Here is an 18733-nt window from a genome sequence, read left to right on the forward strand (position 1 = left end):
CCCGGGCGCTCACGCAGGGAGTGAACTCGGAATCTCCACCACAAATACAATCCATCCGTCGTCATTCCGGGGCGCGCGGAGCGCGAGCCCGGAGTCCATAACCACCGGCTTCTGTTTCTTGGCAGAGCTTCGCCGCCTCAGTGCGTCACCGCGAGTCCAGGGACTATGGATTCCGGACTTGCGCGCAAGAGCGCGCAATCCGGAATGACGGAAGACAGGGCGTGCAGCGCGGTCAGCCGCCGCGTCGCTCGATCACCACCGTGGCGGTGCGGCCGACCACGAGGCGGACGTCGGGCGGCACTTGGTCGAGCGCGATGCGCACCGGGATGCGCTGTGCCAGCCGCACCCAGTTGAAGGTCGGGTTGACGTTCGGCAGCAGCTTGGCGCCGGCGCTGCGGTCGCGGTCCTCGATGCCGCCGGCGATGCTCTGGACGTGGCCGTAGAGCGGATTGCGCTCGCCCATCAGCCGGACTTCGGCACGGTCGCCGACCTTGATCGACGGCAGCTTGGTCTCCTCGAAGTAACCATCGACATGCAGGGTCGCCTGATCGATCAGCGCCGCGACGCCGCTGCCGGCGTTGACATAGGCGCCGGGGCGCAGATCGAAATTGGTGATCAGCCCGCCGACCTGGGCGCGGACCTCGGAGCGGTCGAGATTGAGCTTGGCGAGGTCGCGGTCTGCGATCGCCTGGTGCAACGCCGCTTCGGCCTCGGCCTGGGTCGCGGTGATCTGCTCGCGCTTTTGTTCGGTGACGGCGTCGCTGCTGAGATTGCGATAGCGCGCCAGATCCTTATTGGCGGCGTCGAGCGCGGCGACGCGGCCTTCGACCGCGGCTTCGGCCTGGCGCAGCGCCAAGGTGAAACGCTCACGATCGATCCGGAACAGGATGTCGCCTTTCTTCACCACCTGGTTGTCGACCACCAGCACCTCCGAGATGAGACCGGAGACGTCCGGTGCCACTGCGACGACGTCGGCCCGGACGCGGCCGTCGCGCGTCCACGGCTCGATCTCGTAGTGAACCCACAGCCGCCAGCCGATCAGTGCGGCGACCAAGACGCCGAGCGTGGTGACGCTGAGGCGGACGAGCAGAAGCGGAGTTTTTCCCATGGCTGGCCCTTTCATTGCGGCCACCCCGAAACCAGACCGAGAGCGACGAACACGATGACGACGAAGATGGTGAGATTGAACAAGGTGTGATGCCAGACGAGGTGATAGAAGTTGAGCCACACCAGCAGGCGCGACACCAGGCTGGTCAGAATGAACGCCGCGGCGGCGCAGATCAGGATGGTCGGCACGAACACGCCGAGGATGTTGAGTTCAGCAGTCATCAGGCGGCCTCCTGAAGGGCGAGGCGCGGCGGCTTCGCGGTCGGAAACAGGCAGCGGCGCAGGCCGACCAGGCCGAGCACCGCGCGCCGCGCCGTGCCGCTCGGCTCGTCGCGAACCGCGGCGAGGGCGCGGTCGAGTGTTCTGAGCAGTCCGGCCGGCGGCGCTATCGAAGCCGACGCGTAGTGCCGCTCCAGCCGGATCAGCAGCAGTTCGAGCCGGCGACGGGCGCCGCGCGACAGCTCAAGTCGCGCCCGATGCAGGTCGAGAATGTTGAAGCCGGCGCGCAGCTCGCGCAGCGCTTCCGGCATGGTGTGGCCGGCAGCGGCGGCGCGGGGCGCCAGCAGCATCATTCGGTCGATCATCAGGCCCGCGACGCTGGCGCGCTGGTTCTCGCTGCTGATATCGGCGGCCTGGGCCAACGTGGCGCGGTTGGCGTTGATCAGGCGCCGCGCGCTCCATTCCGCGCCGACAGGCCGCAGCACGGCGGTGACCAGCGCGGCGAGGCCGGTGCCGGTGACCACGGCGACGGTCGAGTTCAGGAAGCTTGCGGTGTCGAAGGTGTACATCTCCTGCAGCGCGATCAGACTGCCGGTGTTGACGGCGAGGCCGAGGCCGATCGGATAGGTCGCAGGTGCGCCCATCAGCACGCCGTACAGAATGAACGCGGGTGCCAGCACCAGCGCCAGACTTTCGAAATTGTGCACCGCCGGCAGGATCAGCAGCAGATAGGCCGCCGCAGCAAAAGCGGCCACGATGGTCCATTTGGTCAGACCGACGATCGACGGATACGGATCGTCGCGCGCGGCGAACAGGCTGGTGCCGACCGTCGCCATCATCGCGGCGGTGCCGCCGGCCGGCCAGGCGGACACGATCCAGAAGGTGCAGCAGGTGATCACGGTGAACAGCGTCACGAAGGCGGCGAGCAGCGCCATGCCGTGGTCCTGATGCTTCACCACCGCGACATGCTGTTCGATCGGATAGTGCAAGGGCGCATCGAGCGTCGTGGCGTTGCCGGTGGTCGCCGCGGCCAGCGCGATACAGTCGGATTGGATGTTGAGCAGATCTCGAAGCCGCATCAGCAGTCCGAGTTCGAGGAGGTCGCGCCACCCGCTGCGATGCGGGTGCTGATCGATCTCGGCCTGAACGTCAGCCAGCAAGGCATCACGGACCGCGGCGTCGCCGGGCTCGTCGCCTTCCATCCAGACGCGGGTTCGTTCGACGAGTGCTGCGACCGGGGCCGAAGGGCCGCCCAGCGGTTGCAGTTCGTCGAGGCGATCGGCGACCGACGACATCACCGGCAACAGCAGCAGCATCCGCGGCTGCAACTGCTTGATCCAACGCGTCGCGCTCTGGTCGAGATTGGTGTCGTAGCTGAGGAAGGTGACGAGGTTTTCGATGTCGGCGGAGTCGGCGGCGACCTGCAGACGATGGGTTTCGGCCGGCGGGCTCTTGTTCAGGCTGACGGCGTCGCGAACGCTGGCATGGGCGTGCTTGAACCATGCCTTGACCCGCTGCGCCGCGAGCGGTCCGACCGAGCGCGGAAACACCACGCTGGAGACCACGGCCGCGCAGGTGATGCCGAGCACGATCTCCTCGGTTCGCGCCAGCGCGATGTCGAAGATCTGGTTTGGCGTGTCGACAGTCGGAAATCCGATCAGCGCGGTGGTGTAGCCCGCCAGCATCGCCACGTAGCTGCGCGGCGAGCGGTCGAGCACCGACACGTAGATGCACAGCGCCGACCATAGCGCGATCGCGAGCACCAGCAGCGGCGGCGCACCAGCGAGATTGGGTACGATCGCCACGGCGACGCAGGCGCCGATCAGGGTGCCGAGGACGCGAAACACTGCCTTCGACCGCGTCGTGCCGGAGAGCGGATGCGAGGTGATGTAGACCGTCGCCACTGCCCAATACGGCCGCGGCAGATCGAGCCACAGCCCGATCGCCATCGCCAGCATCGCAGCGGCGAACGTCTTGAACGCAAACAGCCATTGCTGCTCGTCGGGCAGCGACATCGGCGGAAATCCTAGATTCCGAAAGGAGGGGCGCGCGGCGCCTTCTCGGGTGAAAAGGGCTGGTATCTGGCGCGACCTTTACATAAATGACCATGGGGTCATTTTATGTCAAGATGACGACCCGCCAGAATTGTGCCGTGCTTCATCCTTCAGGACGCGACCATGCCTAAGCCCAAACAAACGCCTGCAAAAACGCTGACCAGCGATGCGGCGGTTCGTTCCAAACGGGTCGCGCGCGGGCCGAGCCCGGACAAGACCGCGCAAACCAAAGCGAGCATCGTGCGGGCGGCACTCGCAGAGTTTCTCGACAAGGGCTTTGCAGACGCCACCATCGCGGGCGTGGCGCAGCGGGCCGGCGTCGCCAAGGGCACGCCGTATCGTTACTTCGCCACCAAGGAAGCGCTGTTCGCCGGCGTGGTGCAGCAGGAGCTGGTCGGCGCGCTCGGCGATATCCTGGAGGAGAGGCGCGGGCGCGACGAGAGTGTGCAGGCGTTCCTGCGCCGGACGCTGCTGATCGCGCTCGGCGAGATCGAGCGCAAGGGGCGGGCGGCGATGGCCCGGCTGGTGATCGTCGAGGGCGTGCGGTTTCCGGCGCTGGTCGAGATCTATCGCCGCGAGATGTTCGATCCGGTGCTCGACCAGATCAAACGATTGGCGCCGGTGGCGCGCCGGCGCGGCGAACTGCCCGACGACCGGTTGATCCGCCACCCGCATCTGCTGATCGCGCCGGTGTGGATGGGCATTCTCAACAACCAGCTGATCGACCGCGACCACCCGGTCGACATCGCCGGCCTGTTCGAGGCGCAGCTGGAATTGATGTTTTCCGGCGAGGCAGGGCGGTGAGGGATGAATACCCCTTTGGCCGCTTCCGTCCAACGAAAACCAGACGTCGTGAGTTCGGGCTCGAGTAGTTCTGCTTTTGATAGAACCGGGACCGCGGTTCGGAGTGCTCACAACAGGCACAACCTCATGGTGAGGAGGCGCGAAGCGCCGTCTCGAACCATGCGCCGCAGGCGATGTGGCTCCTCATCCTTCGAGACGCCCGGCTTTGCCGGGCTCCTCAGGATGAGGACCTTTGCCCTTGGCAAGGGCCAAATCCGCTTCGATCGGGTGACGAACGGCTCTAAAACACCACCACCGAACGGATCGACTTGCCCTGGTGCATCAGATCAAAACCCTTGTTGATCTCTTCGAGCTTCAGCACGTGGGTGATCATTGGGTCGATCTCGATCTTGCCGTTCATGTACCAGTCGACGATCTTCGGCACGTCTGTGCGGCCGCGGGCGCCGCCGAACGCGCTGCCTTTCCAGACACGGCCGGTGACGAGCTGGAACGGTCGGGTCGAGATTTCCTTGCCGGCTTCAGCGACGCCGATCACCACCGACACGCCCCAGCCGCGATGGCAGGCTTCGAGCGCCTGGCGCATCACATTGGTGTTGCCGGTGCAGTCGAACGTGTAGTCGGCGCCACCGTCGGTGAGCCCGACGAGATGCTGGACGATGTCGCCGTCGACCTTCTTCGGGTTGACGAAATGCGTCATGCCGAAGCGGCGGCCCCATTCTTCCTTGTCGTCGTTGATGTCGACGCCGACGATCTTGTCGGCACCGACCATCTTGGCGCCCTGAATCACGTTGAGGCCGATGCCGCCGAGGCCGAACACCACGACGTTGGAGCCGGGCGTGACCTTGGCGGTGTTGACCACCGCGCCGACGCCGGTGGTGACGCCGCAGCCGATGTAGCAGCTCTTGTCGAACGGTGCGTCCTCACGGATCTTCGCGACTGCGATCTCCGGCAGCACGGTGAAGTTCGAGAAGGTCGAGCAGCCCATGTAGTGATAGATGGTCTGGCCTTTGTAGGAAAAGCGCGAGGTGCCGTCCGGCATCAAGCCCTTGCCCTGCGTGGCGCGGATCGCGGTGCAGAGATTGGTCTTCTGGCTCAGGCAGCTTTTGCACTGTCGGCATTCCGGCGTGTACAGCGGAATGACGTGATCGCCCGGCTTCACCGAGGTGACGCCGGCGCCGACCTCGCGGACGATGCCCGCGCCTTCATGGCCGAGGATCGAGGGAAAGATGCCTTCGCTATCGAAGCCGTCGAGCGTGTAGGCGTCGGTGTGGCAGATGCCGGTGGCCTTGATCTCGACCAGCACCTCGCCGGCCTTCGGCCCTTCGAGATCCAGCTCGACGATTTCGAGCGGCTTCTTGGCCTCGAACGCGACGGCGGCCCGTGTCTTCATGGCGATCCTCCTGGCATCAGCGAAACTGCGATTGCCTCTCGTATCGCAAATCGGCGCGCGGACTTGAACCGTTTTCTAGCCTGGTGAGGCGACGGGGCTCACGCCGAGGCGGCGCGGCAATCGTCTTCGAGCGGCAGATCGTCGGGCGCGTTGGGATCGCCGGGCGCGGTGGCCCAGGCGAGTTCGACCAGCGTCACGGTGCGGCGTCCGGCGCCGTCGAACTGGCAGACGATCAGGCCCTGTTCTTCGATGTAGGTCAGCAGGCGCCGGGCGCGGCGCAGCGAGTGGGTGCCATAGGCCCGCGCAATCGCGGCGTCGCTCGGGCAGGGCCAGCCTTCCTTGGCGGCGCGGGCGATGATCATGAACACGCCCTGCATATCGTCGGGCAGGGTGGAGGCGCGCAGCGTCACGTCCTGCCACGCATCATCGGCCGCCATCTCGGTGGTGAGGCCGGCGCGTGCGTGGGTCAGCATCCGCCGAAACTCGGTCATGTCCGGGATCGCGGTGGCCAGGCCTTCGATCCGGCAGCGCACCACGAATTCCTGATACAGCACGCCGATGGCGCGGAAGCCGGCGTCCGGCTCGGCCAGGATCGCGCGCAGGATACGGTCGAGCCGTTCGCGGCGCTCGGCGATCTGTTCGTCGCTGAGCGGCGGCGCTTCGGGCTCAGGCGTCGTGTCGATCGCGACTGACTTCGCCGCCATCAACTGGCTGAGCAGATCCGGCGCGGGGGCGCGGCGCTGCGGCCGTGTTGCGGTGGTCTCCGGCGGCGGCGCGGCGAGGATCACGGCGCGCGCGTCTTCGAGGCCCGCTTCCGGCAGCGGCATCAGGCGCGGCGTCGAGTTGCGCGGATGGGTTTCGGTCGGCCCGATCCGCAAGCCGAGCGGCCGGCGCGACAGCGCCGGGCCGAGCGCCATGAACTGGCCGCGTTCGAGATCGCGAAACGCTTCGGCCTGCCGCCGCTCCATGCCGAGCAGATCGGCGGCACGCGCCATGTCGATATCGAGGAAGGTGCGGCCCATCAGGAAGTTCGAGGCTTCCGCCGCGACGTTCTTGGCGAGCTTGGCGAGGCGCTGGGTGGCGATCACGCCGGCCAGGCCACGCTTGCGGCCGCGGCACATCAGGTTGGTCATCGCGCCGAGCGATAGCTTGCGCGCCTCGTCGGAGACTTCGCCGGCGACGGCGGGCGCGAACAGCTGTGCTTCGTCGACCACCACCAACATCGGGTACCAATGGTCGCGCGCGGTGTTGAACATGCCGTCGAGAAACGCCGCGGCGCGGCGCATCTGGTTCTCGGCATCGAGCCCTTCAAGATTGAGCACCGCCGAGACGCGATGAATCCGTGCGCGTTCACCGGCGACCTGCAGGCCGCGCTCGGTGTGGTCTTCGGCGTCGATCACGAGATGGCCGAATCGCTCCGCCAGCGTGACGAAGTCTCCTTCGGGATCGATGATCGCCTGCTGCACCCAGGGCGCGCTCTGCTCCAGCAGGCGGCGCAGCAGATGCGACTTGCCCGAGCCGGAATTGCCCTGCACCAACAGTCGCGTCGCCAGCAGTTCCTCGAGATCGAGAGCCGCGGTTGCGCCTGAATTGGTTTGCCCCATTTCGATCGCAACGGTCATGGCTCGGCCCGAGGTCTCCTTTCGCGAGCAGGGGGCTTAACAACCTGGGCGCGCCGCGTCGAGCACCTGCGGCGGTTCCGCCCGGTGTTATGCACGCACATCAGCGTTGCGTGACAAGCCGCGAATCAGCGCCAGCCGAGCGCCGGTGCGACGTGGGTGAGTACGGCCTCGATCACATGGGCGTTGTAATCGACGCCGAGCTGATTGGGGATCGTCAGCAACAGCGTGTCGGCTTCGGTGATCGCCTCATCCGCTTTGAGCTGCTCGATCAGCGCGTCCGGCTCGGCCGTATAAGAGCGGCCGAAGATCGCGCGGGTCTGCTCGTCGAGATAGCCGATCTGATCCTGCTGCTGGCCTTCGCGGCCGAAATAGGCGCGGTCGCGATCGTCGACCAGCGGGAAGATGCTGCGGCTGACCGAGACGCGCGGCGTGCGGGTGTGACCGGCCTCTTTCCAGGCTTCGCGATAGGCGCGGATCTGCGCCGCCTGCTGAACGTGAAACGGCTCGCCGGTCTCGTCGTTCTTCAGCGTCGAGCTCTGCAGATTCATGCCGAGCTTGGCGGCCCACACCGCGGTGGCGTTGGAGCCGGCGCCCCACCAGACGCGGTCGCGCAGACCTTCCGAATACGGCTCGAGCCGCAATAGACCGGGCGGATTGGGAAACATCGGCCGCGGATTGGGCTGTGCAAAGCCCTGGCCGCGCAAGAGGTCGAGCAGCACTTCGGCGTGGCGGCGGCCCATGTCGGCATCGCTCTCGCCCTCGGCGGGCTGATAACCGAAATAGCGCCAGCCATCGATCACCTGCTCGGGCGAACCGCGGCTGATGCCGAGCTGCAGCCGGCCGCCGGCGATCAGGTCGGCGGCGCCGGCGTCCTCGGCCATGTAAAGCGGATTCTCGTAGCGCATGTCGATCACGGCGGTGCCGATCTCGATGCGCTTGGTTTTGGCGCCGATGGCGGCGAGCAACGGGAAGGGCGAGGCGAGTTGCCGGGCGAAATGATGCACGCGGACGTAGGCGCCATCGGCGCCGAGCTGTTCGGCGGCCTGCGCCAGATCGATGGTTTCGAGCAGCGCATCGGCGGCCGAACGCGTGCGTGATTGCGGCGACCAATGGCCGAACGAGAGAAAACCGATCTTCTTCATTGAGACAGCCCTGACGATGTGAAGGCTGTAGATAGTGCGCCTGCCGTTTCAGAAAAGCCTTCGCTGGCGCATGGCGGTGATCGATCAGCACGCGCGCCGCGCGTGATGCCTCAATCGTTCGCCAAGCCGCGCAGCAGCAGATCGACACTCGCTTCAGTGAAGGCGACGAAATCGACTTCCTTGCGGGTGCCGAACAAGAGCGACCACAGGCTGAGCAGCACTGCGGGACTCATCACGATCTCGGTGAAGGCAGCGGCCGGCGCATCGCGGAATTCGCCCGCGGCGACGCCGTCGTCGATCACCTGCCTGAATTGATCCATGATCGGTGCGACGAATTCGTCGTAGTGACGGTCGACCAGATCGGGAAAGCGGCAGCCCTCGGCGATCAAGAAGCGCAGAATTTCGCGGGACTCGCGGTTCTCCGCAATGTGGCCATAGGTGAAGGCGATCAAGCCGCGCAGCCGTTCGGTGGCCGAGCCGGAGAGGGTGAGCGCGTGGTCCTTCAAGCCCGGCAGAAACGACTGCGATTTATGCCGGACCATCTCCTCGAACACCCGCTCCTTGGTGTCGAAGTAAAAATAGATCGTGCCCTTGGTCACGCCTGCGCGCGCCGCGACGTCCTCGAGGCGGGTGGCCGCATAGCCGTGCACGACGAATTCCTCGAACGCGGCATCGAGGATTTCCGATGGGCGCTCGGCTTTGCGGCGGGCGCGTTTGGTGACGGCAGGCGGCATGGGGCGAACTCCGATCACGTAGTTTTACTATTGACTTTCGAGTCAGTCAATAATATTGCACTGCAATGCGCTTGATCGAATGGGCGAATTCCTGATGCTTTGGCTCAGACCCGTGGTGCTGCTGGTGGTTGCCGCCTCTCTGGCGGGGTGCGGCGAGGAGGCCCGGCGGGAACGCCCGGTGACGCTGGTGAAGACCGAGGTGGTCCACACCCAGCCCCGCAGCACGGTCATTCGGGTGACCGGCGACGTTCAGGCCCGGGTTTCCACCGAATTGTCGTTCCGGGTCAGTGGCCGGGTGGTCGAGCGCCTGGTCGACGTCGGCGCCCACGTCAATGCCGGCGATTTGCTGGCGCGGCTCGATCCGACCGAACAGCGCGCCGATCTGGTCGGCGCCCAGGCGGCGCTGACCGCTGCCGAAGCCCAGCTCCGCCTCGCCACCGCGACCTACGAACGCCAGAAGACGCTGATGGGGTCCGGCTTCACCACCCGTGTTGCCTATGATCAGGCGCAAGAGGGGCTGCGCGCCGCCGAAGGATCGGTCGACACCGCCAAGGCGCAACTCGGCATCGCCAAGGATGCCCTCGGCTACACCGAGCTGCGCGCCAGCGCCGCCGGTATCATCACCGCACGCAACGTCGAAGTTGGTCAGGTCGCGCAGTCGGCGCAGTCGGCCTACACGCTCGCCGAAGACGGCGCCCGGGACGCAGTGTTCGACGTCTACGAGGCGATCTTCCTGATCCCGGTCGGCAGCGATTCCATCAAGCTGTCGCTGGTGTCGAACCCGGCGATTACCGCCGTGGCCAAGCCGCGCGAAATCTCGCCGACGGTCGATCCGAAGACCGGTTCGGTCCGTGTCAAACTGTCGATCGAGAATCCGCCGCCCGAGATGACGCTCGGCAGCGTCGTGGTCGGCGAGGGCTTCAGCCAGACGCTGGACAAGATCGTGCTGCCGTGGAGCGCGCTCACCGCCGATCAGAGCGGCGCCGCGGTGTGGGTGGTCGATCCGAAGACCCATACGGTGTCCCTCAAGAGCGTCGCGATCGAACGCTACGAGACCGACGCGATCGTGGTCAGTCGCGGCCTGTCGATCGGCGATCGCGTCGTGGTCGACGGCGGAAAGATGCTGCGTCCCGGGCAGGTGGTTGCCGATGCGGGAGGCGCCGCATGAGCGCACCACGTTTCGTTGCGGTGATCGCGGCTGCGCTGCTGCTGACCGGCTGCAACGACAAATCGGAAACCAAGTCCCCGGTGCGGCCGGTGATGTCGACGGTGATTGCGCCGCTGCAGGCGACCAATCTCGCCGTGGTCGGCACGGTCGAGCCGCAGTTCAAGACCGACTACGGCTTTCGCATGCTGGGCCGGCTGATCGCCCGTCCGGTCAATATCGGCGACGTCGTGGAGAAGGGGCAGACGCTGGCCGCGGTCGATCCGTTCGCGGCTGAACTCGCAGTGCGTTCGGCGCAGGCCGATCTGGCGACCGCGCAGGCGCAGCTCGTCAATGCCAGCGGCACCGCCAACCGGCAACGCGCGCTGATCGAGACCGGCGCCACCACCAAGGCGACGCTCGACAGCGCCGAGCAGGGCGACGCCGCCGCGCAGGCCGCGGTAGTCCGCGCCCAGTCGGCACTGACCAAGGCGCGCGAGCAACTGAGCTACACCAAGATCGAGGCGCAATATGCCGGCGTCGTCACTGCGGTCGGCGCGCAGGTTGGTCAGGTGGTCAATCCCGGCCAGATGGTTGCGACCGTCGCGCGTCCCGACATTCGTGAGGCGGTGATCGACGTCGCCGACGATCTGGTCGGCGTGCTGAAGATCGGCACGCCGCTGACCGTGGCGCTGCAGCTCGATCCGCGCGTCCGCGTCGACGGCAAGGTGCGCGAGATCGCGCCGCAGGCCGATCAGGTCACGCGCGCCCGGCGGGTTCGTATCACGCTGGAAAATCCGCCCGAGACATTCCGGCTCGGCACCACGATCACCACGCTGATCCCGGGTAAGCCGAGCCGCGGCTTCCGTCTGCCGGCGACCGCGATCCTGCGCCAGGGCGATCAGGCCAGCGTGTGGGTGATCGACACCGCCAAGGGATCGGTCAGTAAGCGCAGCGTGCAGGTCGCGCCGAGCGACAACGGCACGGCTCAGGTCACCGATGGGCTCGAGGCCGGCATGCGGATTGTCACCGCCGGCGTCCATCATCTGCAGGAAGGCCAAATGGTCCGGTTCGAACGGGAAGTCACGCCGTGAAGTCGTTCAATCTCTCCGACTGGGCGCTGCAGCACCGTTCGCTCGTCTGGTACTTCATGATCGCCTTCATGGCGGCCGGTCTGTTTTCGTATCTCGACCTCGGCCGCGAGGAAGACCCTGCGTTCACCATCAAGACCATGGTGATCCAGGCGAAGTGGCCCGGCGCCTCGGCCGAGGAGACCACCCGGCAGGTCACCGACCGGATCGAGAAGAAGCTCGAGGAGCTGGAGTCGCTCGACTACACCAAGAGCATCACCACGCCCGGTGAGACTACGGTGTTCGTCAATCTGCGCGACACCACCAAGGCACGCGACGTGCAGCCCACCTGGGTGCGCGTGCGCAACATGATCAACGACATCAAGGGCGACTTCCCGCAGGGCGTGGTCGGCCCCGCCTTCAACGATCGCTTCGGCGACGTGTTCGGCAATATCTATGCGTTCACCAGCGACGGCCTGACCCAGCGCCAGCTTCGCGACAAGGTCGAAGAAGTCCGCGCCAAGGTGCTGCAGGTGCCGAATGTCGGCCGTGTCGACATCGTCGGCGCCCAGGACGAAGTGATCTTCCTCGAATTCTCGCCGCGCAAAGTCGCGGCGCTCGGCCTCGACCAGCGCACCATCGTCAGCTCGCTGCAGGCGCAGAACGCGATCACGCCGTCGGGCGTGCTGCAGGCCGGGCCGGAGCGGATCAGCGTCCGCGTCAGCGGTCAGTTCACTTCCGAAGAGAGCCTCAAGGCGATCAATCTCCGGGTCAACGACCGCTTTTTCCCGCTGACCGATGTCGCCACCATCCGGCGCGGCTATGTCGATCCGCCGACCTCGCTGTTCCGCTTCAATGGCGAGCCGGCAATTGCACTGACGATCGGTATGAAGGCCGGCGCCAATCTGCTGCAGTTCGGCGAAGCGCTGAAAGAGGAGATGAAGCGGATTTCCGCCGATCTGCCGGTCGGCGCCGAAGTGCATCTGGTGTCGGATCAGCCGCAGATCGTCGACGAGGCGGTGTCGGGCTTCACACGGGCGCTGTTCGAAGCGGTGGCGATCGTGCTGGTGATCAGCTTCATCAGCCTCGGCATGCGCGCCGGCCTCGTGGTCGCGATCTCGATCCCGCTGGTGCTGGCGATCACCTTCATGGTGATGTCCTATTCGGGGATCTCGCTGCAGCGGATTTCGCTCGGCGCGCTGATCATCGCGCTCGGCCTTCTGGTCGACGACGCCATGATCGCAGTCGAGATGATGGTGGCGCGGCTCGAGGTCGGCGACTCGCTCGCCAAGGCCGCGACCCATGTTTACACCTCGACCGCGTTCCCGATGCTCACCGGCACGCTGGTGACGGTGGCGGGCTTCATTCCGATCGGCCTCAACAACAGCGCGGCAGGCGAATTCACTTTCACGCTGTTCGTGGTGATCGCGGTGTCGCTGCTGACGTCGTGGATCGTCGCGGTGCTGTTCACGCCGCTGCTCGGCGTCACCATCCTGCCCGACAAGATGAAGAACCACCACGAGACCAAGGGCCGGTTCGCGACGATGTTCAGCCGGATGCTCGGCTTCTGCATGCGGCACCGCTGGCTGACGATCGGACTGACGCTGGCCGCCTTCGCGCTGTCGATCGTCGGCATGGGTTTCGTGCAGCAGCAGTTCTTCCCGAATTCGGACCGCAAGGAACTGATCGTCGACTGGAACCTGCCGCAGAACAGCTCGATCGCCGAGACCAATGCGCAGATGGCCAAGTTCGAGCGCGAGGCGCTGACCGGACGGCCGGGCATCGATCACTGGTCGACCTATGTGGGGCAGGGCGCTCCGCGCTTCGTGCTGTCGTTCGACGTCGAACCGTCGAACGCTACCTTCGGCCAGATGGTGATCGTGACCAAGAGCCTCGCCGACCGCGACCGGCTGCGGGAGGAGCTGCAGGCTTACTTGCGCAAGACCTTCCCGGGCACCGACGCGCTGGTCAAACTGCTCGACATCGGTCCGCCGGTGGGGCGGCCGGTGCAGTATCGCGTCAGCGGGCCGGACATCGCCAAGGTGCGCGGCTTCGCGCAGCAGCTCGCCGGGATCGTCGCCGCCAATCCGCATCTCGGCGAGGTGGTGTTCGACTGGATGGAGCCGGCGCGGGTGATCAAGGTCGACGTGCTGCAAGACAAGGCGCGTCAGCTCGGCGTCACGTCGGAAGATATCGCCTCGACACTCAACGGCATCCTCGACGGTGCGACCATCACCCAGGTGCGTGACGACATCTATCTGGTCAACGTACTCGGCCGCGCCAATGACGCCGAGCGCGGCTCGATCGAGACGCTGCGCAACCTGCAACTGTCCGGCGGCAGCGGTCAGACGGTGCCGCTCGCCGCGGTCGCGACCTTCCGCTACGAGCTGGAGCAGCCGACGATCTGGCGCCGCGCGCGGCTGCCGACCGTCACGGTCAAGGCCAGTGTGATCGACGAGGTGCAGCCGGCGACGGTGGTCGAGCAGCTGAAGCACTCGGTCGGCGAGTTCACCGCCAAGCTGCCGGTCGGCTATTCGGTGACCGTCGGCGGCGCGGTGGAAGAGAGCGGCAAGTCGCAAGCGCCGATCGTCGCGGTGGTGCCGATCATGCTGTTCGTGATGGCTACCGTGCTGATGATCCAGCTGCAGAGCTTCCAGCGGCTGTTCCTGGTGTTCGCGGTGGCGCCGCTGGCGCTGATCGGCGTGGTTGCGGCGCTGCTGCCGAGCCGTGCGCCGCTCGGCTTCGTCGCGATCCTCGGCGTGCTGGCGCTGATCGGCATTCTGATCCGAAACTCGGTGATCCTGATCGTGCAAATCGAACAGTTGCGCAGTGAAGGACGTCCACCTTGGGATGCGGTGACGGAAGCGACCGAGCACCGGATGCGGCCGATCATGCTCACCGCGGCGGCGGCGAGCTTGGCGCTGATCCCGATCGCGCGAGAAGTGTTCTGGGGACCGATGGCCTACGCGATGATGGGCGGCATCATCGTCGGCACGGTGCTCACCCTGTTGTTCCTGCCTGCGCTGTACATTGCGTGGTTCCGCATCAAGGCGCCGACACAAGAGGCTTAGGATGGCTAGTTCGAGTGAAACACCGCCCGATCTTCCGTTGTGCCGCGGCGACCGCGTTCGGATGAGTCCGCTCGGTCGTGAGCGGCATCCGCGCTACGGCACCCGTGAGGGCGTCATCGTCGGCCAGGGCTCGCCGAGCAGTTGGCGGGTGAAGTTCGACGACCGCAAGACCATCCAGGCGATCCATCAGGACTATCTCGAGCGCGTTCCGGGGCAGGCGCCGCGCTTCGACACGTCCGAGCCCTGGAGCCGCTGGCGCGACGATCCGCCGGCGACCCCGTAGTCGCGCGTCCCTCGTTCCTGCTGGTGTCCTGATGTCCCGCGTGCCTCGCTCGTTTGTCGTCGTTGTCGCGCTGGCGTCGAGCTGCTTGCTCGCCGCCTGTGCAAGCCTGCCGCGCCAGCCCTACACGGCCGCCGAAGCCGCCAAGGCGCGCATCCTCGATCGCGACGATCTGCGGCGCTACGCCGACGATCCGCCGTCCGCCTTTGTGGATGGTCGCCGGATTTCCGGACCGCAGACCTACCTCGCGCTGTCCGGCGGCGGCGCCGACGGCGCCTATGGTGCGGGCGTGCTGGCGGGATGGACGGCAGCAGGGAGCCGGCCGTCGTTCTCGATCGTGTCGGGCGTCAGCACCGGCGCGCTGATCGCGCCATTCGCCTATATCGGCCCGCGCTACGACGACACGCTGCGGGAGCTCTACACCAGCGGCGTGGCTGAAAGCCTGCTGGAGGATCCAAACCCGTTCAATGCGATCTTCGGCTCAGGCCTGTTCGGCAACAAGCGCCTGCGCGAACTGGTTGCCCGGTACATCGATGCCAATTTCATGGAGGAGGTGGCCGAGCAGTACGCCAAGGGGCGGAGGCTGTTCGTCGTCACCACCAATCTGGATTCGCAGCGCTCGGTGATCTGGGACATGGGCCGGATCGCCGCGCTGCGGACGCCGGAGAGTCTCAATCTGTTCAGGGATGTCGTCGCAGCCTCGGCCAGCATTCCGGCGGTGTTCCCGCCGATGCTGGTCAATGCCGAAGCCGATGGCGTCCGGTTCCAGGAGATGCATGTGGATGGCGGCGTGATGTCGCCGGTGCTGACCTTGCCGGAAGCGTATCTGATGCGTAGTGCCTCGTGGGACAAGTCGCTCAACCTGCAGCTCTACATCCTGATGAATAATACCATTGAACCGGAGTTCCAGCTGGTGCGCGATCGTGCGCTGGACATCGCCGCGCGCGCCTCGTCGTCGATGATCAAGGCGCAAACCCGGTCGATCCTCTACAGCACCTACGCGTTCGCCCGCCGCAACAAATACGGTTTCAATCTGTCCTATATCGAGAGCGACCGGCCGCCGTCGCCGCCCGGCTTCGACACCGCCTACATGCGTTCGCTGTATCAATACGGCTACGACCGCGCGCGCAGCGGCCATGTCTGGTCGAGCGCACCGCCGGCGGATGATTCCGCACCGGCGCCCGTTGCGGCCACCACCCCGGCGCGCCACGTCGCCGGTGTCCAATAACGACGCGCTGTGAGCGCGGCGTCCACCGCTTTCGCGTGCGGTGGACGAGTGAGGCGAAGATGTCTGCAATCCGGTTCACGACGGCCCTGACGGCCGCGGTGCTGTTGTTTTGTCCGGCTTCGGCCGCGGTGTCCGATCGTGGCCACGAGCCGACGGTGCAGCCGCCGCCGGCGACGTCCACCGACGAGCCGACCGGTTCGGTGACGATCGCGCGCGGCAGTGGCGCCGACCTGATCCGGATGGTGGAGAAGAAGCTGCCCGGCGTGCGGGTCTTCGATCTCAACCTCACCGACGAAGGCTCGGCGCCGTGGTTCGAGGTCAAGTCGTATCGGGGAGATCAGGTGTGGAGCACCATGATCGATGTGGCCACGCGCCGGATCGTTCGCTCCTCTGAGGCGAAACCTGCCTCCGATCTCGACGCCGAGACCCAGCGCGATCTCGGCGATTTCCGGCGGATCAAGATGAAGCTGTCCGAGGCGGTGGTGATCGCCGAGCAGCTTAGTGGCGGGCGCGCGATCAGCGCCGGGCTGCACCGCGGCGATAACAAGCTGGTGTTCGTGGTCGTGGTGGTGGCGGACGGCGCGCTGAAAGAAGTCACCGTGGAGCCGGACAAGTAGCGCCGTCTCGCGGCGCTTGGCTGCTTCAGCTCTTGTCGAGATCCTCGACCACCTGCACCAGCGTCTGCTTGACCTCGGTGCGATCCGCCGTGACGGTGTCGATGAACAACCGCATCCCGGGCAGTTCCTTGCGGATCACGTCGGTCGATCCTGACGTCTTCAATCCGCGGACCTCATAGGCGCGCACCGGCTCGCTGAAGCCTTTCACCGTAAGGGCAGGACGCTCCTCGGCGTCGATCACATCGTTCACCAACGACCAAGTGACATGCGAGATCAGGATCGAGCCGGGCTCGCAGTTCTGCTCCAGGCGCGAGGTGAGGTTCACGGCGCCGCCGACGATGGTGTAGTCCATCCGGTCCGGGCTGCCGAAATTGCCGACGGTGCAGAAGCCGGTGTTGATGCCGATGCGGATCCGGAACGGGCGCTCGGCGCCGGCGTCGATCCACTCCATCTCCAGCTGCTTCAACTTCTCCTGCATCTCGATCGCCATCATCACGCAGGCGACAGCGTCCTCCTTGACGCCGCGGCTCTCCGGATCGCCGAAGAACGCGAGCACGGCATCGCCGACATATTTGTCGATCGTTGCCCCGTGCTTGAGCGCGATCTGCGCCATCTCGGCGAGATAGCGGTTGAGCATCGCGGTGAGGTCTTCCGACTCCAGCTTGTCGGTAGTGGCGGTGAAGTTGGCGATGTCGGACAGGAAGATCGTCAGCTTCTTGCGCTTGGAGGCGATCTCGGCGTCCTGATGGCCGCTGAAAATCGACGAGTAGACTTGCGGTGACAGATACTTCGACAGCGCGGCCGACAGCCCTTCAAGACTGCGGTTACGCGTCTCCAGTTCCTCGGTGCGCTGCTTCACCATCGAGTCGAGATATTCCTCGCGCGCGGCGACTTGTCCGGCCATGCCGGTGAACACCCGGGCCAATTGGCCGAGCTCGTCGTGGCGGGTCGCGACGGGCGTCAGTGAATTCGGATCGAACTTCTGCGACTCCAGCGCGGCGGCGGCGCGGGTGATCTGGCGCAGCGGGGCCGCCTGATAGCGGGCGAGGCCGATCGACAGCAGGATGCCGAGCGCGGCGATCGCCGACGCGTTGACGGCCGCGATCTCGGCCTGGCTTTGCACCGTCGCCCAGACACGGTTCATCGGCAGGCGAACCAGCGCGGCACCGACGATCTCTTTCTGCTCGTTGCGCACCGGCGCGATCACGCTGAGGTTCTGGCGACTCTCGACGTGCCGGGTCTGGCCGTCGGCGATCACCAGACGTACCGGGCCGAGTTCTTTCTCGTTGGGACCGTCGCGGCGATCGGCGCCGTACACGCCGGGGCCGACCAGCGCGTCGAGCTTGCGGTCGAACACCCACACCGCGTCGATGTCGCCGTCGGCCAGCAGATTTTCGACCGTGCGCGGCAGGCCGATCTTCATCGTCAGCTGCTGCAGGAATTTGGCACTGCGCCCGACCTGGATAATGCGCGGTTTGTCGATGCCGCCGACGCCGACATATTTGAAATGCTGGTTGTCGATGTCGCGCTTGCGGGCGTCCTGATTGACCACCTTCTTCTGGCCGGTGAGGAGATCGTGGAAGGCGTAGGCCTGCGGCTGCATCTGCGGCGAATTGCTGAAGGTGAAATTCACGTCCGGCAGGCTGTGCAGATAGGCGTGGCCTTTCTCGTCGGTGATCCAGATCTCGTCGAGAACGGTGTCGTCGGTGATCGACTTCAGCCGGCGATTGATCTCGGTCGGCGTCATGCCGGCGCGTTCGGCGGCCTCGACGAAATGGCCGAGCAGGGTGCCTTCGGCGGTCATCTCCTCGGCGATGATCCCCTCGACTTCGGTCGGGATCGACGCGGCGAGACTGGCGCTGCGCGCCAGCAGCCGCGCGACTTTCTCACCCGATGCTTCGGCTTCGGTGATGATCGCGCGCCGTGTGGTCCAGGTCAGCAAAGCGGCGGTTACGAGCGTGGCGCCGACCGTCAGCACCGTGACCAGCAGGACCAACCGTGTGGTAAATTTCATGAAAGAACCTGTGCTTGCCGCCGGCGATGTGTTCCCGCCAGCGGAGAGGCGCGCGACGCGCTGCAAACATCGCAAAACAGTCCGCGCGCTGCGACCGGCGGACTATCCATGCGGACCGATGGCACTGTCAAATCGCCTCAGATGCGCCACCACGTCGCGCGCCGAGCACGCATGATGGTGCCGACCTCGTAGCAACTTCGCCGCGGGCCGGCATTGTGACCCGTCAATCCATCGGCG

15 protein-coding genes are annotated in these 18733 nt (G+C 65.9%); 7 read left to right on the plus strand and 8 right to left on the minus strand.

Annotated elements, in window-relative coordinates; genetic code table 11:
* Positions 1-232: 232 nt before the first annotated feature.
* Genes RPPS3_RS09875 through RPPS3_RS09885 form a run of 3 tightly spaced genes read right to left on the minus strand, consistent with a single transcriptional unit; the run spans position 233 to position 3341 of the window.
* On the minus strand, positions 233-1108 hold the full coding sequence (locus RPPS3_RS09875) for an efflux RND transporter periplasmic adaptor subunit (protein WP_199852205.1): 876 nt from the start codon (positions 1106-1108) through the stop codon (positions 233-235).
* 11 nt (positions 1109-1119) lie between these two features.
* Positions 1120-1329 carry a DUF1656 domain-containing protein gene (locus RPPS3_RS09880; RefSeq protein WP_011157507.1) on the minus strand — a complete coding sequence of 70 codons (210 nt, stop codon included), beginning with the start codon at positions 1327-1329 and terminating at the stop codon, positions 1120-1122.
* Positions 1329-3341 carry an FUSC family protein gene (locus tag RPPS3_RS09885; RefSeq protein WP_107343915.1) on the minus strand — a complete coding sequence of 671 codons (2013 nt, stop codon included), beginning with the start codon at positions 3339-3341 and terminating at the stop codon, positions 1329-1331. The genes RPPS3_RS09880 and RPPS3_RS09885 overlap by 1 nt, the downstream gene beginning before the upstream one ends.
* 162 nt (positions 3342-3503) lie before the next feature.
* Here RPPS3_RS09885 and RPPS3_RS09890 point away from each other — a divergent pair, with 162 nt between their 5' ends.
* The gene (locus RPPS3_RS09890) at positions 3504-4184 is read left to right on the plus strand and encodes a TetR/AcrR family transcriptional regulator (protein ID WP_107343916.1); all 681 of its coding nucleotides are present in this window, start codon (positions 3504-3506) and stop codon (positions 4182-4184) included.
* A gap of 280 nt (positions 4185-4464) precedes the next feature.
* On the opposite strand, the gene RPPS3_RS09895 is transcribed toward RPPS3_RS09890, so the two are convergent.
* From RPPS3_RS09895 to RPPS3_RS09910, 4 genes are all read right to left on the minus strand, one after another.
* Positions 4465-5574, minus strand: coding sequence for an S-(hydroxymethyl)glutathione dehydrogenase/class III alcohol dehydrogenase (locus tag RPPS3_RS09895; RefSeq protein ID WP_107343917.1), 1110 nt, complete (start codon positions 5572-5574; stop codon positions 4465-4467).
* A 98-nt stretch (positions 5575-5672) separates the two neighbouring features.
* Positions 5673-7196, minus strand: a complete 1524-nt coding sequence (locus RPPS3_RS09900; protein WP_107343918.1) for an ATP-binding protein — start codon at positions 7194-7196, stop codon at positions 5673-5675.
* Between the two features lie 125 nt (positions 7197-7321).
* Complete coding sequence (locus RPPS3_RS09905; RefSeq protein ID WP_107343919.1) at positions 7322-8338, minus strand: LLM class flavin-dependent oxidoreductase; 1017 nt, start codon at positions 8336-8338, stop codon at positions 7322-7324.
* A 110-nt stretch (positions 8339-8448) separates the two neighbouring features.
* Positions 8449-9072: a TetR/AcrR family transcriptional regulator gene (locus RPPS3_RS09910; protein WP_107343920.1), complete on the minus strand. Its 624-nt coding sequence runs from the start codon at positions 9070-9072 to the stop codon at positions 8449-8451.
* A gap of 79 nt (positions 9073-9151) precedes the next feature.
* Between RPPS3_RS09910 and RPPS3_RS09915 the strand changes: the two genes are divergently transcribed.
* Genes RPPS3_RS09915 through RPPS3_RS09940 form a run of 6 tightly spaced genes read left to right on the plus strand, consistent with a single transcriptional unit; the run spans position 9152 to position 16482 of the window.
* Positions 9152-10240 (plus strand): efflux RND transporter periplasmic adaptor subunit, encoded by a 1089-nt coding sequence (locus RPPS3_RS09915; RefSeq protein WP_107343921.1) that lies wholly within the window; start codon positions 9152-9154, stop codon positions 10238-10240.
* Positions 10237-11310 (plus strand): efflux RND transporter periplasmic adaptor subunit, encoded by a 1074-nt coding sequence (locus RPPS3_RS09920; protein WP_107343922.1) that lies wholly within the window; start codon positions 10237-10239, stop codon positions 11308-11310. The genes RPPS3_RS09915 and RPPS3_RS09920 overlap by 4 nt, the downstream gene beginning before the upstream one ends.
* Positions 11307-14357 (plus strand): efflux RND transporter permease subunit, encoded by a 3051-nt coding sequence (locus tag RPPS3_RS09925; protein WP_107343923.1) that lies wholly within the window; start codon positions 11307-11309, stop codon positions 14355-14357. Before RPPS3_RS09920 ends, RPPS3_RS09925 begins: the two co-directional genes overlap by 4 nt.
* A 1-nt stretch (position 14358) precedes the next feature.
* Entirely contained in the window at positions 14359-14640 is a 282-nt protein-coding gene (locus RPPS3_RS09930) for a hypothetical protein (protein WP_107343924.1), read from the plus strand.
* Positions 14641-14671: 31 nt separating this feature from the next.
* Positions 14672-15865 (plus strand): patatin-like phospholipase family protein, encoded by a 1194-nt coding sequence (locus RPPS3_RS09935; protein ID WP_107343925.1) that lies wholly within the window; start codon positions 14672-14674, stop codon positions 15863-15865.
* Positions 15866-15924: 59 nt separating this feature from the next.
* Positions 15925-16482 (plus strand): hypothetical protein, encoded by a 558-nt coding sequence (locus RPPS3_RS09940; RefSeq protein WP_107343926.1) that lies wholly within the window; start codon positions 15925-15927, stop codon positions 16480-16482.
* Positions 16483-16507: 25 nt separating this feature from the next.
* Here the strand turns inward: RPPS3_RS09940 and RPPS3_RS09945 are convergent, their stop codons facing one another.
* Entirely contained in the window at positions 16508-18496 is a 1989-nt protein-coding gene (locus RPPS3_RS09945; protein ID WP_107343927.1) for an adenylate/guanylate cyclase domain-containing protein, read from the minus strand.
* Positions 18497-18733 lie beyond the last annotated feature (237 nt).

It is taken from the genome of Rhodopseudomonas palustris (assembly GCF_003031265.1).
GTDB classification, from domain to species: Bacteria; Pseudomonadota; Alphaproteobacteria; order Rhizobiales; family Xanthobacteraceae; genus Rhodopseudomonas; species Rhodopseudomonas palustris_H.

What these genes read in the sequence shown, in the direction of transcription:
- RPPS3_RS09930 (WP_107343924.1), top strand. Translation starts at nt 14,359, where the DNA reads ATGGCTAGTTCGAGTGAAACACCGCCCGATCTTCCGTTGTGCCGCGGC.
- RPPS3_RS09910 (WP_107343920.1), bottom strand. Translation starts at nt 9,072, where the DNA reads ATGCCGCCTGCCGTCACCAAACGCGCCCGCCGCAAAGCCGAGCGCCCA.
- RPPS3_RS09880 (WP_011157507.1), bottom strand. Translation starts at nt 1,329, where the DNA reads ATGACTGCTGAACTCAACATCCTCGGCGTGTTCGTGCCGACCATCCTG.
- RPPS3_RS09915 (WP_107343921.1), top strand. Translation starts at nt 9,152, where the DNA reads ATGGGCGAATTCCTGATGCTTTGGCTCAGACCCGTGGTGCTGCTGGTG.
- RPPS3_RS09920 (WP_107343922.1), top strand. Translation starts at nt 10,237, where the DNA reads ATGAGCGCACCACGTTTCGTTGCGGTGATCGCGGCTGCGCTGCTGCTG.
- RPPS3_RS09940 (WP_107343926.1), top strand. Translation starts at nt 15,925, where the DNA reads ATGTCTGCAATCCGGTTCACGACGGCCCTGACGGCCGCGGTGCTGTTG.
- RPPS3_RS09885 (WP_107343915.1), bottom strand. Translation starts at nt 3,341, where the DNA reads ATGTCGCTGCCCGACGAGCAGCAATGGCTGTTTGCGTTCAAGACGTTC.
- RPPS3_RS09890 (WP_107343916.1), top strand. Translation starts at nt 3,504, where the DNA reads ATGCCTAAGCCCAAACAAACGCCTGCAAAAACGCTGACCAGCGATGCG.
- RPPS3_RS09935 (WP_107343925.1), top strand. Translation starts at nt 14,672, where the DNA reads ATGTCCCGCGTGCCTCGCTCGTTTGTCGTCGTTGTCGCGCTGGCGTCG.
- RPPS3_RS09945 (WP_107343927.1), bottom strand. Translation starts at nt 18,496, where the DNA reads ATGAAATTTACCACACGGTTGGTCCTGCTGGTCACGGTGCTGACGGTC.
- RPPS3_RS09905 (WP_107343919.1), bottom strand. Translation starts at nt 8,338, where the DNA reads ATGAAGAAGATCGGTTTTCTCTCGTTCGGCCATTGGTCGCCGCAATCA.
- RPPS3_RS09900 (WP_107343918.1), bottom strand. Translation starts at nt 7,196, where the DNA reads ATGACCGTTGCGATCGAAATGGGGCAAACCAATTCAGGCGCAACCGCG.
- RPPS3_RS09895 (WP_107343917.1), bottom strand. Translation starts at nt 5,574, where the DNA reads ATGAAGACACGGGCCGCCGTCGCGTTCGAGGCCAAGAAGCCGCTCGAA.
- RPPS3_RS09875 (WP_199852205.1), bottom strand. Translation starts at nt 1,108, where the DNA reads ATGGGAAAAACTCCGCTTCTGCTCGTCCGCCTCAGCGTCACCACGCTC.